The organism is Geobacillus sp. CX412 (assembly GCF_027942335.1).
Taxonomy (GTDB): Bacteria; Bacillota; Bacilli; order Bacillales; family Anoxybacillaceae; genus Parageobacillus_B; species Parageobacillus_B toebii.
The window spans coordinates 1,413,156-1,429,377 of the sequence record NZ_CP103461.1 but is presented as its reverse complement, the minus strand read 5'-3'; the positions used below and the strand labels follow the sequence as shown (position 1 = coordinate 1,429,377).

Here is a 16,222-nt window from a genome sequence, read left to right as displayed (position 1 = left end):
GAAGACTCCCATGGTGCAACTCAAGTTCAAACTCCTAAAAGCTCCCATACGAATTCATCGAGCAAACGAACGTCGACCGTTTTTTTGTCTGGAAGCCGCTTAAGCGCTGACCGTTCCATATCGATGACGGATAATATTTTTGCAGGTAATGCGAAAGAAAAATCCATCCGCTTTTCCGCTTTCGCTTGCCGCAACAATCGAATAAGCTCCATGATCGATTCATCCCCATCCGCCAGTTGAAAAAGCGAAAGCGGAGGAAACGCATGATACCGCATGATCCAATGTAAAGCCAATGCCCCGCGCAATGTTTGCACAAACGTCTTGATATACACTTTGCTTCCTATTTCCTTTTTTCTAAGCAAATTGGCATTTTTCACTGTCAACGAATGATAGTGATAAGCCAGACTTTGCAATGAATAATACTGTCGGATCATCTCATTCATTTTTGTATAAAAATCATCGTCTTTTGCATAAATGATCGGGGAAGAAAACCATTCATAAAGCGACGGATTCGATTTTTGAAAAAGCTGCAGCGCTTTAAAAACGTCCCAGCTATGCCATTCGATGGGCGGAGTCGAATCACTCCACGTCTCCGACCATTCGGAAACGGTTAAATACGACCGAATTGGTTTGATCGTAATAAGCCGGACGTCATAGTCGCTTTCTTTCGTATCTATCCCGTATGCCCGGCTTCCCGCCTCACACGCGTATAACACGCGAACGGATTGCTGTTTCTCGATCTTTGTTAATTCATGTTGAATGAAATCCCTCATTCTTGTTCCTCCAATAAACCCGACAGCTGCCGCGCACATTCGCGCAGTTGTTCGACATCGACTTCGGCCCGTAGTGTCGCCTGCAGTCCAGAAAAATAGTCATCGACTTGACTTGCAAGAAAAGCGATAAACTCTTTAATCGCCATTTCATATTGCTCTTTATAAAACTGAAACATACGCTGTTCTTGTCGAGCGGCATAATCGTCGATTGGCTGCTGTATTTGTTTTTCTATTTCTTCTTTCATATAGCGCTTTTCATCCCGTTCAAAAAACGATTTTGCGTTTTTATACATCGACAGTGCTTTAGAAAATCTTGCTTCATCGATTTGCTCGAAACCGAGCGGAAATTCTGGAGTGGAAAACGAAATCGTTTCTAAAGAAGAAAGAGGCACTCCTTTATGAATCCGTTCGATTTTGTTGCATAGATCGACAAATTGTTCATGAAGGCGCTCCTTCAAAAACCGTTCGACTCTTAAGCTTGTTGCACGCATTTCTTGCGACAAGTCAAATCCAACAGAATGCAGCAATTCTTCTAAACACGCCCGAAGTGCTTGGCGAATATCGCGGCCGTCGTCGCGCAGTGAAGCCGGATTGAACGATTCTTTAAACCAGTCGTTGAAACGGAATGATACGCGCTGTTTTACATAATAAACGAGCTCGGCAATTTCTTGTTTCATGGCGTGTACGTCGTGGTCAATGGCGACAGAGTCAAGCAGCTTGTGAATCGCCGTTTGCTCTTGCGAAAGCGCGCGTTGTTTTGCGGCTTTTTCCTCATTGCTTTGCTGTGCGGCATCAATATAGTCAAGAAGCGTCTTTAGCGCGCGCTTCATTTCGGCATATGCGCCTCTGACCGCTACTTCCGTCAATTCTTCCGTAATAAATCGAGTAAAATCTTCTTCAAACGGCTGAATTCCCGACTCCGTTAAGAAACCGTATCCTCCATCTGCTTTTTTGCCTGTTTTTTCATCAATGGCGAAACGGCTGGAAAGTGCGTAAAGGCGCGGAAAACGAATGCCAAATTGAGCAAGCTGTTCTTCCACATACGCCAATACTGCGTTGAGTTCCTCTCTTGAATGAGCCAAATCCGCCGCATTGACGATAAAAAACATTTTATCCATCGCAAACGTATCTTTGACGCGTCCAAGTTGGATTAAAAATTCGCGATCCGCCTTCGAAAACGCATGGTTATAATAGGTGACAAACAAAATCGCGTCGGCGTTTTTAATATATTCGAACGCCACTCCCGTATGACGGGCATTAATGGAATCCGCTCCAGGCGTATCGACAAGCGTAATTCCTTGGCGGGTGAGCTCACAGTCATAATGCAGCTCGACCGATTCGATAAAACAAGCGGTCGTTTCTTCGGCGACATATTGAACAAATTCATCGAGCCTGATGCGTAGCTTGCGGCCGAGGTGGTCTTTCATGCGTTCAAAACCGGAAATAACCGATTGAAGAAAAGAATAATGCGGTTTTTCATGCGCACCGGCCTCCTGCAAGTCCGCTATCTTTTCGCACATCGCAAGCGCTTCGTCCCACGTTTCCGCGTTCATATGAAAATAGCGGAGCGAAGCTTGAACGTCTGAAAAAAGCTGCTTGTCGCTTTTGACTTGGACGATCACGGTACCATGCGGATATTCTTCTGTAGGCGGCACAATTTTATTAATCGTCGCTGTCGTTGGGTTTGGAGATGACGGCAGCACCTTCTCTCCAATAAGCGCATTAGCAAATGACGATTTCCCAGCGCTGAACGCTCCAAAAAGAGCAACCGTAAATGTGCGATGTTCCAAGCGATCGGCTTTCTCCGTTAATTCGTGGATAAATCGATTCATTCCCATTATATCCAGTGATGATATTTACCGCTTGTCGTATACATTCTGTCGTTTTTTGTATTTTTTGCCGCGCAGATTTTCCCTGACTGAGCGCTTGCTCTGGAATGTGCGGACGTTTCTTTTCGTGATCTTGTTTCGAAGGAACCGTCAGCGCTGAAGATTCCAGCTTTCTTATCACAGGCAAAGCGGTCAACTCCGCAAGCCGCTTGTCATCACTATCTTCTAAAACACGATTGGACGAAAGCAAGCAAACAAGTTGTTCATGCACCTGCTTGCGCGTTTTTTGAAGATGGTGAAGCCGTTCGATCCATTCATATTTTTCTGTTTCCGACGCAATTTGATCTTCAAGATGACGGCGTTTTTCTTCTGTTTGCTCTCTCCATTTCGATAATAATCTCTCAAATAACTGCATTGCCGCATTTCGGTATCGCTTTTTTACTTCATAAGCAACATCGTTCGTATAATTCAGAACGGCTTCTCCGTTTGCGCCTGCTCCTTTTTTCACCAGTGCGCTTAAAACGTCCGCTTCCCAATCCACCGTCCATTGCTGACATTGATTTAGCAGGACGGAATCCTCTATATCGTGTTCTTTGAGAAAACGGATCAACAGCTGGCGAACGTGCCACTCGATTTGCGAAACCGCTTTTTCTTTTACGTTTTCATAAAACGCCCGCAACCGGTTTGCCCGTTCTTGTTCGGTTTTTCCTTTCGTAAATAAAAAACCGACTTTGAAATCCGGCTGCATGGATTGTAAATACGCTTTCGCAAGTTCCCGCGTTTCAAACGGCATGATATAAGCATTCTCCAAAATATGATCTAACTCTTTGCGAAATTCTGTTTCCAAGTTCATATGGGCTGCTTCCAGCTGCTCGAGTTCCTCTTGCATCCGGTTAAGGCGCTTTCGTATTTGTTCTTCTTCCGTTTCATCACTTAAAAGTGCAGCAAGGCGAGCTCGGATCGCTTCTTCTTCCTCCGCATCTTTCTCCTCAAGCCAGCGAACGTGTTCGTCAATAAGCCGCTTCAACGCAACCTCCACACCGTAGAAAAGACGTTCGTCTTTTTCACGGAAAAGCTTCTGAAAACACTCGACTAGCTCGTTCCATTCGTTACGCGGATTATCCGGTGCTTTCAAAGAGGTAAAAAATATGCGTTCTGCCTTTACGCCCCAATTTCGAAACGCTTCCTCGACGGACTGGCGAAATTCATGAAACGACAGCTCATTGTCACGATGTTTATCGATTTGATTAATAATGAGATATAACGTTTTTCCGTAGTTTGTCAATTCTTTCGTAAATTGAAAATTTAATTCCGCTTGCACATGGTTGTAATCCATCATATAAAACACCACATCGGCTAAGTGAAGCGCCGATTCGGTCGCAAGCCGATGCGCATCATCGGTGGAATCGATTCCCGGCGTATCCATCATTACAATTCCGTTTGGAATGCGCGATGTTTGCCGGCTTACTTCGATTAATTCAATCGCATCTCCATCTTTACATTGAGCGCGAATAAGCTCAAGATGATATGGCGGTTTGTACTCCACCGGCGGTTCATGCTTGTAAAACACCCGCACGTATTCTTGTCCTGATTTCACTTTCACAAGATTGGCGCTTGTCGGAATCGGACTAGATGGCAATAACGGTTCGCCAAGAAGAGCGTTAATCATGCTCGATTTTCCTGCGGAAAAATGACCGCAAAAGGCGATGGCAAATTGTTCGTTCGCCGTTTTTTCAAGCAGCTGCTTCGCTTTTTTGGCATTTGTCTCATCGCCATGAGCAACAAACGCATCGTATACATCGATGATTCTTTTGAGCCATGTCGTTAACGATGTTTGTTGAGTAACTGGTCCCATGTTCAAACCCCTCGCCTTAATATCATATACAATCATTTTACTGTATTTACGCACTTTTCCCAATACAAAAAATATAAAAATCCCGTCATCTATGGATGCAACGCGCGCCAGCGACACAACGCGAAATCCGCGTGATCGAAGCAACTGCCCGCCGTCTTGGAACGCTTTTTCAATGACAATGCCGATTCCGGCAACATGGGCTTTCGCCTGCGCGATGATATCTGTCAAACCTAAGGCCGCTTGACCGTTTGCTAAAAAATCATCAATGATCAAAACACGATCTTGATGATGGAGAAACGATTGGGAAACGAAAATTTCCGTTTCTTCTCGTTTGGTAAATGAATACACTTTCGCCGTATACAAATTTTCGGAAAGCGTAACCGGTTTTCGTTTACGCGCCACTAACAACGGGACACCTAATTCATACGCTGTCATCAATGCTGGGCTAATTCCTGATGATTCAAGTGTCAACACCTTTGTAACCCCTTCATGACAAAACGCATTCGCAAACGTTTCACCAATCTTTTTCATCAGTTGCGGATCTACTTGATGATTTAAAAATCGATCTACTTTGTTACCAGGGGAAAAACGATCTCGCCGTCTATCAAAAAATGATTTTCATATGGCAAGGGAACATATCGGAAACTACATCTGATAGGCCGATGTTCACAATATGTTCACATTTCCTCCCTGCCATATGTGAGAAAAATCACTGTTATATCAATTTTTTAAGGTTATTATAGTGTTAAAGTAAGAAATGAACAATTTGTGAACTAGTAAAATACACCTACCATTTTCCAAATGATTTTGTATGATGAAGTTGGGATGATTTTTTGGGAGGAGGTATAGAACGATGGCGAAAACAGAATTACAACAAACCAAAACAAAAGAGCAAGAACCGCCTTTAAAAGGCACGCTCGCTTCCGTGTTTTTTCTCGGGTTTTTCATCATTCTCTCATGGGTTAGCGTCTATTTGTTATACTTGCATCGCTTATAAGCTATAAGAGAGGGGATATAGCATGCATATGCACAAATACGAAAAAATTTGGCTTGTGTTCGGAATCGGCGTTCTCTTCGCTTTTTTGGTCATCGTCGGTGTAAGCGCCTTCGCTGAAGGCCAACAGCCGCCAAGCTGTTTGACGACCATTGATCCAGAGAAGGTAGATCAAACACCGCCGTTTGACAAACCTGGATTAGTTAAGACTGGGGATAATGAGTATCAACTTAATATTGTCGTATCTGCTTTTGCGTTTACGCCAAACCAAATTGAAATTCCAAAAGGGGCGAAAGTGACGATTAATGTGACGTCGAAAGATGTTATCCATGGTTTTCAATTAGTAGGAACAAACGTCAACATGATGGTGGAACCGGGGTATATCAACACTCTTACAAAAACATTTAATCAACCAGGCGAATATACAATCCTTTGCAATGAATATTGCGGTGCTGGTCACCATATGATGACTGGACGAATTAAGGTGGTGGAGTAAATGATGAGCGAAACAATGAAAGTAGATCGCCGTGACGCAAAATTAGCGTTGGCACATATATATGTCGCATTTATCGCGCTCGCATTAGGAGGATTAGCAGGATTATTGCAAACGCTGGTGCGCTCCGGAAAATTTAATTTACCAGCAGGCATCAGCTATTATACGATTTTAACGACACACGGTACATTGCTTGGCCTCGTATTAACGACATTCTTTATTATCGGATTTCAATTCGCCGCAATAAGCCGCACGGCCGGAACGTTATCTGATCGCGTCCGCTTTTGGGCTTGGGTTGGCTTCTGGACGATGACGATCGGCACATCGACGACAGTATTTTACATTTTAACCGGTCAGGCTTCAGTCCTCTACACATTCTATGCGCCATTACAAGCACATGCCGGCTTTTATATTGGTTTAACGCTCTTAGTTGTTGGCAGCTGGATCAGCGGCTTTGCGACCTTTGCCCACTATGCGCGTTGGAAAAAACAGCATCCTGGCCAAGCCAGCCCGCTGCTTACCTTTATGTCGGTAACGAATATGGTTTTATGGCTTGTTAGTACGTTAGGCGTCGCCGCAACCGTTTTGTTTCAATTGCTGCCATGGTCGCTCGGCATCGTTGACAAAGTGGACGTTTTAGTCAGCCGGACATTGTTCTGGTATTTCGGGCATCCGCTTGTTTATTTCTGGTTGCTTCCGGCTTACATGGTTTGGTATGTTGCCATTCCAAAAATCATTGGTGGAAAAATTTTCTCTGATTCTTTAGCACGTTTAGCATTTATCTTGTTCCTATTTCTCTCGATTCCTGTCGGATTCCACCATCAATTGCTTGAACCTGGTATTAAGCCGTTTTGGAAATTCATACAAGTTTTCTTAACACTTATGGTAGTCGTTCCATCGCTAATGACGGCATTTGCGATGTTTGCGACATTTGAAGCATACGGACGCTCAAAAGGCGCAACTGGACTATTTGGTTGGCTTCGCAAACTGCCTTGGGGAGATGCGCGCTTTTTCGCGCCGTTTATCGGAATGGTATTCTTCATTCCTGCCGGCGCCGGTGGAATTATTAATGCTTCCCATCAAATGAACCAAGTCGTCCATAATACGATTTGGGTAACGGGGCACTTCCATTTAACGGTTGCGACAACGGTCGTGCTTACATTCTTCGGTGCCGCATACTGGCTCATTCCGCATTTAAGCGGCCGCGTCATGACAAAAGCGATGAACCGTTTAGCGATTATTCAAACGGTGGTATGGACGATCGGCATGTTGTTTATGTCCGGTTCGATGCATTTTGCCGGATTGCTTGGAGCGCCGCGCCGTTCGGCATTTTCCACTTACGGAAACTCACCGCAAGCGCTTGAGTGGATTCCATATCAAATCGCCCAAGCGGTCGGCGGAACGATTTTATTCATCGGTATTATTTTAGTTCTTGTTATTGTCGTCAACTTAGCATTTTTCGCTCCAAAAGGAGAAACAGAGTTTCCTGTCGCTGAAGCGGCAGAACCGCAAGAACGCGTAGCACTTGCTATGGATAACTGGAAACTATGGATTGGTATTACGGTCGCGCTCATTTTGATCGCTTACACAATCCCGTTTGTCGATATGATTCAAAATGCTCCTCCGGGGTCAAAAGGTTATAAATTATGGTAATACAAAATCCCCCCTCCTCTAAAAAGGAGGGAGGATTTTTTTATAGTTGGTAAATTGCTTTATATTTTTCTTCTAAATAACGGATCAAATAGTCGGCATTCAACGCCTCTCCGGTTGCCTCTTGCAAAATTTCCAGCGGCTTTTTCGTCTTCCCAAATCGATGGATTCTCTCTGTCAGCCACTCACGAATCGGCGTTAATTCCCCTTTTTCGAGCAATTCATCGAAATGCGGCAAATCTTTTAGCATCGCATGCTTAAACTGCGCCGCATACATATAACCGAGCGCATAAGATGGGAAATATCCAAAGCTTCCTCCGGACCAATGCACGTCTTGCAATACGCCAACCGCGTCATTGTCCGGACGGATGCCGAGATATTCTTTATATTTTATCGTTCCAAATCTCCGGCAAATCTTTTACTTCGATCGTTCCATTAAACAATCCTTTTTCGATTTCGTAACGAACAATAATATGTAACGGATAAGTTAATTCATCTGCCTCAATCCGAATAAGTGATGGTTTTACTTCATTAATCGCGCGATAAAACGCATCGAGAGATACGCCAGAAAATTGCTCAGGAGCATATTGCTGCAAGCGCGGATAATTTCGTTTCCAATATGAATAATGACGGGCAATAAAGTTTTCATAAAATAACGACTGCGATTCATGAATTCCCATCGATGTACCTGTGCACAGCGGCGTCCCAATCAATGTTTCTGAAATATGCTGTTCATATAAGGCGTGGCCGCATTCATGAATCGTTCCGAATATAGCGGTGCGAAAATCGCGTTCATCATACCGTGTTGTAATCCGGACATCGTTCGGATTGAGGCCAATCGCAAACGGATGAACCGTTTCATCCAACCGGCCTTTCGCAAAATCATAGCCAAGCTCTCGCAACAGCTCCAGACTAAAAGCGCGCTGTTTTTCCTTTGGAAACCGATGGAATAAAAACGATGTTTCCGGCTGATTTGGAGAGGCGGCGACTTCTTGCACAAGCGGAACGATATGTTCACGCAACTTCCGAAATACTTCGTCTAACACATCCACCGTCATTCCTGGTTCATATAAATCAAGAAGCGTATTGTACGGATTTCCTTTATATCCCCAATACTCAATAAATCGTTTGTTAAATTCTACTAATTTCTCTAAATATGGACGAAACAGGGCAAAATCAGCCGTTGCCTTTGCTTCTTCCCACACGCTTTCCGCTTTTGATTGCAATACAACATATTCTTTATATTCATCTGCTGGGATTTTTTTGTTTCGCTCGTATTCTTTTTTGCATTCTTCTAACGTATAGCGAGTGACTTCCGAAAGCTGTTCATGTTTTGGCGACAATTTAGCGATAAAGGCGGCCATTTCTTCTGACGTGGACATTTTAAACACTTCTTGCGAAAGAATTCCGATGACTTCTGAACGTTGTTCGACTCCTTTTTTCGGGGCGCCCGTCCGCAAATCCCAATACATTAATTGAATCGCTTCATTATAGCTCATCATTTTTTTTACGTATTGTAAAAACTGCTCTTCTATTTTTTTGATCATCTTGTTTCCCCCTGTATCTTTTGTTGCATGATAATATTTCCATGACCAAAAGCGGATTTCCTCTTTTTTGCGATAAAAAATGAGGAAAGAAATTATTCTTCCCTCACTTTTGTCGGCAATACCTCTTTAATTGCTTCAATAACCTTATCATTCTCATCATTTGTCACAAAAATAGAAACGATGCCGCGGTCTTCGCGTGTGCGGATCAAGCGGCCTACTCCTTGACGAAGCCTTAGCAGCATATACGGCACATCGACACCCCAAAATGAATCATCATATGCCTTTCGCTTCGCCTGAAATACCGGATCATTCGGAGGATACGGTAGCGACCAAATAATGACGTTCGATAGTGATGGCCCTGGAATATCCAATCCTTCCCATAAATGTTCTGAGCATAATATCGTTTCTTCATTTGCTTGGAATGTCGCAACAAGCTCACTAATTTCCTGATCTCCTTCAAACAAAAAGGCAAATTGCTTCTCGCCGCTTGCTTGCTCTTTAAATTGCAGCAACTCTTGTCTTGACGGGAACAAAATAAGCGCTCGTCCTTCTGTTTGGCGAATTTTACGCAACGCATATTCATATTTTTGTGAAAATAAGTTTTCATCATTGGTAAACGTCGGCATAAAAATCGTCATTTGGTTATCGTAATCAAATGGCGATTCCACACTAAACGATAAATACTCATCAATTCCAAGACTTTCTGCAATATATTGAAATGACTTGCGGTTTGATAGTGTGGCAGAGGAAAAAATAAACGGAATACGCTTATTAAATACTTTTTCCCGCAATACTTCCTGCACAGTGCGCGGCATAACGACAAGAGTAGTTTCTTGACGTGATGACTCCACCCACGTAATGGCATCGGCATTATTCATAAATAAATCAAGCGAATATTCAAGTTGGTCTAAATATTCATCCACAATATTCAATTGATAATGGTCAATCGTATATGTTTCGCTTTCAAACACAAGCTCATTGCCGATGTCGACAATTTTGGCATGCAATTGTTTGGCAAGGCGAAGCAGTTTTTCCGAAAACGTAATTTCTTGACGGTTAGAACCGGCTACTTCTTTTGAACAAGACTTTAGCTCATCAAAAAACCGCACGCTTATTTGCAGCGTTTCTTCGATCAAATAAGCAAGCTCTTCGCGGATATCATTTTCTAACAGCCGTGTGAGCAAGTTTTCTAACGTTGTTTCTTTCATCCGATAGGTTAACGCTTTTTGTGCGGCAAACTCTAGCAAATGCCCTTCGTCAAATACAACACAGCTTGCTTCCGGCAAAAGCGGGAGCTGCCCTTCGCGTTTGCGCGCTTCATATGTCCAAACATGTTCCATATAAAAGTCGTGTGAACAGACGATTAAATCAGCCGCTTTCCGGTAATATTCCCGTGATAATGTTTGGCCGCAGCGATGGCGTTTTTCACATGTAAAACAGTCTTGGAACGGATCCCACGCGATTTTTTTCCATTGTTCATCGCTTAAATGGGCGTATTCTTTGCGATCTCCATAATGATAGAATGCTTGCAGCGGCTTATTATCGTGAACGAACGCAGGGAGCTCGTCATAAATTTGTTCGTAAAGCTCGATGTCTTTATCATCATACATCACTACTTCATCCAGTTTATTCAAACATAAATATTGATCTGGTGATTTCGCTAAGCGTACGTCAATATGTAAACCTAGCACCTTCGATAATTTCGCTATATCCCCTTCTTTCTTCACTAGCTGCTCAATGAGCGTTTCATCGGCACAGGCAATAATGGCGGGCTTCCCTGTATAACGGGCGTAGCAAATCGCATACAACAAATATACGATCGTTTTTCCGGTACCGACCCCCGCTTCGGCAAACATCACCTTTTTCTCTCTAAACGCGCGTTCTAGCTGAAACGCCATATATATTTGTTCATCCCGCAGCTCAAACCCTGCTTCTGGCAAAATATCGTAAAAGACATCGCCAATCCATTCCCCTAGTTTATCAAAGAAATTTTCGTTTTTTTCTAATGTAAAAGGATAGCGCTCACGGCTCATCGTCGAAAAACCCTCCAAAAATATAATAAGACTTTCACGCCTGTCCAAATCCATTCAACAAACGTTAGCGCGCAATGCTTTTACTGCTGCGCGCTGTCTATCATCTGACAAATCATCTGTAAAAAGTCTAACAAGATATTATTATGATTCATCGTACAGCAGAAGTCAATAATGAGCAATGAGCCGAGCGCAAACTTTTATTGCTTTATGCTTTCATCGAACTAGATATGCGGTATGTAAAAGCCTGCTTCCACATATTTTTCGCCATTTCGATTTGTTTTAAATGCTCATCTTCAATGTTTTGTTGTACTAATAATTCATACGTATTATCGAGCGCTTCTGAAATTTTCATCCAATCAATGGAAGAATGTCTCATTGTATATCACCTTCCTGCTAAAATAGTTCATCATAATATCCATATTATATGCAGAAAGGGATGTTCTCATTCGTTGCAAGCATAGCAACATGAGAAGCTTATTTTCGTTCGGCAATATCTTTTTCCTTCGGCGGCCGCGGACCCCAGTATTGGTAATAATGTGTTTCGATAAAGCCGTTGAATAATTTGCGGCGCTTCGTCGCTTTTTTCCCATAATGTTTTTCAAACTCTTTATGCGCCGTCAAAATATAAATGGACCACGTATCTAAGGCAGAGAACGTTTTGCCCATGTCCCGATACATTGCTTCTACTTCTCTACGCTCGCCAAGCCGCTCGCCATACGGGGGATTGCCGACGATCACGCCGTATTCTTTGCGTGTGCGAAAATCTTTTACTTGCATTTGCTTAAATGACACTAAATCGGCAAATCCGGCTTCCAGCGCGTTTGTTTTTGCGATTTCCACCATGCGATGGTCAATGTCAAATCCGGAAATATCGAGAGGCTGGTCATAGTTGGCCAAATCTTCTGCTTCCTCCCGTGCTCGCTCCCATGTTTTTTCACCAATCCAGTCCCATTGTTCGGAGACAAAGTCACGATTAAATCCTGGCGCAATATTTTGGCCAATCAGCGCCGCCTCGATCGGAATCGTTCCCGATCCGCAAAACGGGTCGACAAATGGCCGGTCCGGCGTCCAATTCGTCAGCTGCACGAGCGCGGCTGCTAATGTTTCCTTTAATGGAGCTTCCCCTTGGAGGGTGCGATAACCGCGTTTATGCAGCCCTGCTCCGCTTGTGTCAATGGTTAATGTGGCAATATCTTTATGCAAGGCTACTTCAATGCGATAAAGCGGTCCGGTTTCTTCAAACCATGAAACACGGTAATGTTTTTTTAAACTTTCCACCACCGCTTTTTTCACAATCGCCTGGCAATCGGAAACACTAAAAAGCTTTGACTTTACTGATTTTCCGATGACAGGAAAATTCGCATTCACCGGCAAATAATCCGCCCATGGCAACGCTTTTGTTTGCTCAAACAGTTCCTCAAACGTCGTCGCTTTAAATTCTCCGACTTTCAATTTCACGCGATCTGCGGTGCGCAACCATAAATTAGCGCGGCAAATCGCCAGCTCATCAGCGGTAAACGTCACTTTTCCATTTTCCACTTGACACTCATAACCGAGACGACGCACTTCATCGGCGACGATCGATTCCACTCCCATCGCCGCCGTAGCGATTAACGTAATCGAACCCATTTTTGTCCTCCTATTTTTTTATGTTATAAAACCTCAAACTCTCGCAATTGTATGTAACCATCCGAACAAAACACTAGCAAGCACGGCGCTTTTAATCATAAAGATGGTTCCACATATCTAAAAACTCATATAATTCGCTAATTGATAGCGGCTTAGATACATAATATCCTTGTACAAAATCACAAGATTGCTTTTCCAGTATTTGATACTGTTTCTTCGTTTCCACTCCCTCAGCCACCACTCGAATCTGAAGGCTGTGCGCCATCATAATGATCGCATTAACAATTGCCGATTCTTCTCGATACCGAGATAATTGTTTGATAAAACTTCGATCGATTTTCAATATATCGATCGGAAAACGATGCAAATAACTTAACGAAGAGAATCCCGTTCCAAAATCATCAATCGCAATGCTTATTCCCATTGTTTTTAACATGGTGAGTCTTTCTACAGACTTTTCAGCGTGAGGCATGACGGCGCTTTCTGTCAATTCCAGCTCGATCGAACGCGGATTCACGTTTACCGATTCGATCGTTTTTTGCAATTTTTCTATAAAATCAATTTGTTGAAAATAAATAGGAGAAATATTTATGCTCATTTTTATATAAGGAAAACGTAACTGTAATTGTTTCAAATGTTCACAGGCTTGCATCATAATCCAATCACTAATCGGTGTAATTAAACCCGATTCTTCGGCAAGCGGAATAAACATTCCTGGAGAAATAAATCCTTTTTCTGGATGGTTCCATCGAATCAGCGCTTCTACCGCACGAATTTGTTTCGTTTTTACATCTAATTGCGGCTGATAATAAAGTTCAAATTCTCCCCTTTCAAGCGCCTTCCTCAACGCGGTTTCAAGTTGAAACAACTGTTTGCCGTTATGATGCTGCATTCCGTCATGATACAAAGCATATTGATTTCTTCCATTCTTTTTTGCTTGGTACATCGCGCGATCGGCCATGCGTATCAACGTTTCTTTATCTGCTCCGTCGTATGGATAAACACTAATACCGATGCTAGTAGATATATATATTTCTTGATGGTTAAAGCAAAACGGCCTCTTCAATGATTCAACAATTTTTTCCGCCATATATACCGCTTCGCGAATATGTTTTAAATTTGGCAAAATAATGACGAATTCATCACCACCAAACCTCGCGATCGTATCTTGTTTTCGCAACATTCTTTTCAGACGTTGCGCCGTTTCTTTCAATAACATATCTCCCACACGGTGGCCTAACGTATCATTAATGTTTTTGAAGCGATCTAAATCTAGAAATAATAAAGCAAATGACTGATTATGTTTTTTGGACATTCGAATAATACTTTCTAATCGTTTTTCAAGCAAGTACCGATTCGGCACGTTTGTTAATGTATCATAAAGCGCTAGTCTCGTTAATTGCTCGACATTTCGTTTATGTTCTGTAATGTCAGAAAAAATCGCCACATAATTTGTCACATTTCCCTTTTGATCCTTTACCACACTAATAGTTAACCATTCAAGATACAATTCCCCATCTTTTCGCTTATTCCATATTTCCCCTTTCCACACTCCATGTTGTTTTATATCATTCCACATTTTTTTGTAAAATTGTTTATCATGCATTCCAGATTGCAAAATGCGCGGATTCTTACCAATTACTTCTTCCGCGCTGTATCCGGTGACAATTTCAAATGCCGGATTCACGAATAAAATTCTATTTTGCGCATCTGTAATAATAATGCTTTCGTTAGAATATTCAAAAATATTTTTTGCAATTTCAGCGAACGTATGTATATCTATTAGTTGTTGATCATGATCATACACTTATATCCCTCTCCCTTTTCCTTAATCACTACAAGTTATATTACGATTATAGTCATTTTTTAAACAATGAAAAAGCTCTCCTTCATGCAGGAGAGCTTTTTCATTATACCATATACCATCTCCGACGTTAATAATGTTCTGTAAGCCATGTTCTGTACCTTCGTACTGCAAACGGCTTGTCGCCTCGTACTCCGGCGGTAATCATCTATCTACAGATGGAAAAAACTCCATCTGTCCTTCCCTCCGTTCATTTCCTTCGGGAAGGCGCCCCTACCATAATTTGGGTTTCTCGCTCGTGGGGTTTACCGCGTTCCACCTCTAAGGTTTCCCTTAGAGCTGCGTCACTGTGGCACTTTCAGGGTAATCGAACCATATCCCAAGAGAGGCCTTGGGACTTAGGTTCTTTCCCCGCCGTCAGCCCAGCATTACGCCAGACTGCCCTAGCTTATGGTTTCGCTAGGCACGAACACTACGGGCATCTCAGCACCGTGCGAGCATGGACTTTCCTCTACGGCAATGAATTGCCGCAGCGATTACCCGAACATTATTAACGTCGTTTGCACATTGTAGTATAGTTCATTTTTCATGTTATTTCAATAGGAAAATTTTCGAACTATATGTACTTTTACCATGCAGCACTTGATCTTTTCCATTTGTCCAACAAAAAAATTAATCGTATAATTTATTGCCAAATACATGTTTTTCTAAATTAGATAACCGTTGCAAAATATCATAGTTTGTTGTTCCCGCTTGCGCAGATGGCCGTTTTTGCAGCTCTTCTATTTGCCGTTTCAGACGAGCGTTCTCTTGCTGGAGCTGCTCAATTTCCTGTTGGAACGTTTCATAATCTTTAATAATCATGTCCAAAAACTGATCGACTTCGTCTTGATTGTACCCCCGCATACTTACTTTAAATTCTTTTTCTAAAATTTCTTTTGGCGTTAATTTAATACGACCGGCTAACATCTTTTTCACCCCAATTCCACATTCCGCTATTATCTTTATTTTTTCAGAAATCAAATCGATTGTCAATTTGCGTTTCATTGATCTGCGCTTCTTCTATAATAGCTTGTAAATCGGAAAACGTAATGGGAAAAATGGCGTAATTTTCTTTTCGTTTCGCAACTTCTAACATATATTTCGGTGTCCCTTCTTTTTCCTCATCATAGACAATGAGTAAACCGTCGCTTTTTCGGACGATCCATTCATTTTTCCAGCGAAACTGTGCAGGACTTTCGTATGGCCGTTTTGTAATGCTGTCGACAAAATCAGCTTGCGATACAATCCATTCATAATATTCACGGTTCATTTCATTCCATCGTTCTTCTTGATTCAAAAACGGCGTAAGAATAGCAACTTGCAACTGAGGATATTCCTCTCGCAGGTCATATGCTGTTTCAGCCGCCCAAAGTTCCACCCCTAATTGTCCGCTAATCACAATCCATTCCAGTCCTTCCTCTAACAGTGAAAGCAACCTTCGACGTATCGCTAATTGAATATAGGAAACAGCTGGATGATTATTAGAAAAAATATTCAGCTCATACGGTTTATATCCTGTGATCGCAAGCACTCTCATTGTTTTTATACTCCTTCTCTTTGCTAAAAAACAGGA

The 16,222-nt window shown here is 42.4% G+C and carries 10 protein-coding genes, 1 other RNA gene and 3 pseudogenes; 3 read left to right on the top strand and 11 right to left on the bottom strand.

Annotated elements, in window-relative coordinates:
• Nucleotides 1-26: 26 nt before the first annotated feature.
• The 3 genes and pseudogenes from NXM86_RS07515 to NXM86_RS07505 form a co-directional block, all read right to left on the bottom strand.
• Nucleotides 27-773: a nucleotidyltransferase domain-containing protein gene (locus tag NXM86_RS07515; RefSeq protein WP_062755989.1), complete on the bottom strand. Its 747-nt coding sequence runs from the start codon at nt 771-773 to the stop codon at nt 27-29.
• A pseudogene (locus NXM86_RS07510) lies at nt 770-4,457 on the bottom strand (dynamin family protein). Before NXM86_RS07510 ends, NXM86_RS07515 begins: the two are co-directional and overlap by 4 nt.
• 132 nt (nt 4,458-4,589) lie before the next feature.
• Nucleotides 4,590-4,988, bottom strand: a pseudogene (locus NXM86_RS07505) (xanthine phosphoribosyltransferase); the annotation flags it as partial.
• A 322-nt stretch (nt 4,989-5,310) separates the two neighbouring features.
• Here NXM86_RS07505 and NXM86_RS07500 point away from each other — a divergent pair.
• The 3 genes from NXM86_RS07500 to NXM86_RS07490 are packed head-to-tail and all read left to right on the top strand — an operon-like array spanning nt 5,311 to nt 7,597.
• Nucleotides 5,311-5,454 (top strand): cytochrome c oxidase subunit 2A, encoded by a 144-nt coding sequence (locus NXM86_RS07500; RefSeq protein WP_089097731.1) that lies wholly within the window; start codon nt 5,311-5,313, stop codon nt 5,452-5,454.
• Between the two features lie 22 nt (nt 5,455-5,476).
• Complete coding sequence (locus tag NXM86_RS07495) at nt 5,477-5,947, top strand: cytochrome c oxidase subunit II (RefSeq protein WP_498958833.1); 471 nt, start codon at nt 5,477-5,479, stop codon at nt 5,945-5,947.
• Nucleotides 5,948-7,597 carry a b(o/a)3-type cytochrome-c oxidase subunit 1 gene (locus NXM86_RS07490; RefSeq protein WP_498958831.1) on the top strand — a complete coding sequence of 550 codons (1,650 nt, stop codon included), beginning with the start codon at nt 5,948-5,950 and terminating at the stop codon, nt 7,595-7,597.
• Nucleotides 7,598-7,637: 40 nt separating this feature from the next.
• On the opposite strand, the pseudogene NXM86_RS07485 reads toward NXM86_RS07490, so the two are convergent.
• The 8 genes and pseudogenes from NXM86_RS07485 to NXM86_RS07450 all read right to left on the bottom strand — a co-directional run bounded on the left by NXM86_RS07485 (nt 7,638) and on the right by NXM86_RS07450 (nt 16,186).
• Nucleotides 7,638-9,141 (bottom strand): annotated as a pseudogene (locus tag NXM86_RS07485) (carboxypeptidase M32).
• A 92-nt stretch (nt 9,142-9,233) separates the two neighbouring features.
• The gene (locus NXM86_RS07480) at nt 9,234-11,174 is read right to left on the bottom strand and encodes an ATP-dependent DNA helicase (protein WP_498958829.1); all 1,941 of its coding nucleotides are present in this window, start codon (nt 11,172-11,174) and stop codon (nt 9,234-9,236) included.
• Nucleotides 11,175-11,379: 205 nt separating this feature from the next.
• Nucleotides 11,380-11,550, bottom strand: coding sequence for a hypothetical protein (locus NXM86_RS07475; protein WP_015864075.1), 171 nt, complete (start codon nt 11,548-11,550; stop codon nt 11,380-11,382).
• Nucleotides 11,551-11,648: 98 nt separating this feature from the next.
• Nucleotides 11,649-12,803 (bottom strand): THUMP domain-containing class I SAM-dependent RNA methyltransferase, encoded by a 1,155-nt coding sequence (locus NXM86_RS07470; RefSeq protein ID WP_089097735.1) that lies wholly within the window; start codon nt 12,801-12,803, stop codon nt 11,649-11,651.
• A gap of 91 nt (nt 12,804-12,894) precedes the next feature.
• Nucleotides 12,895-14,610: a putative bifunctional diguanylate cyclase/phosphodiesterase gene (locus NXM86_RS07465; RefSeq protein WP_498958827.1), complete on the bottom strand. Its 1,716-nt coding sequence runs from the start codon at nt 14,608-14,610 to the stop codon at nt 12,895-12,897.
• A gap of 136 nt (nt 14,611-14,746) precedes the next feature.
• Nucleotides 14,747-15,155, bottom strand: an RNA gene (gene rnpB, locus NXM86_RS07460) — RNase P RNA component class B.
• A 124-nt stretch (nt 15,156-15,279) separates the two neighbouring features.
• The gene (gene gpsB / locus NXM86_RS07455; protein WP_015864078.1) at nt 15,280-15,576 is read right to left on the bottom strand and encodes a cell division regulator GpsB; all 297 of its coding nucleotides are present in this window, start codon (nt 15,574-15,576) and stop codon (nt 15,280-15,282) included.
• 43 nt (nt 15,577-15,619) lie between these two features.
• The gene (locus NXM86_RS07450) at nt 15,620-16,186 is read right to left on the bottom strand and encodes an SLOG family protein (RefSeq protein ID WP_062756004.1); all 567 of its coding nucleotides are present in this window, start codon (nt 16,184-16,186) and stop codon (nt 15,620-15,622) included.
• Between the last annotated feature and the right edge of the window lie 36 nt (nt 16,187-16,222).

What these genes read in the sequence shown, in the direction of transcription:
- NXM86_RS07470 (WP_089097735.1), bottom strand. Translation starts at nt 12,803, where the DNA reads ATGGGTTCGATTACGTTAATCGCTACGGCGGCGATGGGAGTGGAATCG.
- NXM86_RS07490 (WP_498958831.1), top strand. Translation starts at nt 5,948, where the DNA reads ATGATGAGCGAAACAATGAAAGTAGATCGCCGTGACGCAAAATTAGCG.
- gpsB (WP_015864078.1), bottom strand. Translation starts at nt 15,576, where the DNA reads ATGTTAGCCGGTCGTATTAAATTAACGCCAAAAGAAATTTTAGAAAAA.
- NXM86_RS07480 (WP_498958829.1), bottom strand. Translation starts at nt 11,174, where the DNA reads ATGAGCCGTGAGCGCTATCCTTTTACATTAGAAAAAAACGAAAATTTC.
- NXM86_RS07450 (WP_062756004.1), bottom strand. Translation starts at nt 16,186, where the DNA reads ATGAGAGTGCTTGCGATCACAGGATATAAACCGTATGAGCTGAATATT.
- NXM86_RS07475 (WP_015864075.1), bottom strand. Translation starts at nt 11,550, where the DNA reads ATGAGACATTCTTCCATTGATTGGATGAAAATTTCAGAAGCGCTCGAT.
- NXM86_RS07495 (WP_498958833.1), top strand. Translation starts at nt 5,477, where the DNA reads ATGCATATGCACAAATACGAAAAAATTTGGCTTGTGTTCGGAATCGGC.
- NXM86_RS07500 (WP_089097731.1), top strand. Translation starts at nt 5,311, where the DNA reads ATGGCGAAAACAGAATTACAACAAACCAAAACAAAAGAGCAAGAACCG.
- NXM86_RS07515 (WP_062755989.1), bottom strand. Translation starts at nt 773, where the DNA reads ATGAGGGATTTCATTCAACATGAATTAACAAAGATCGAGAAACAGCAA.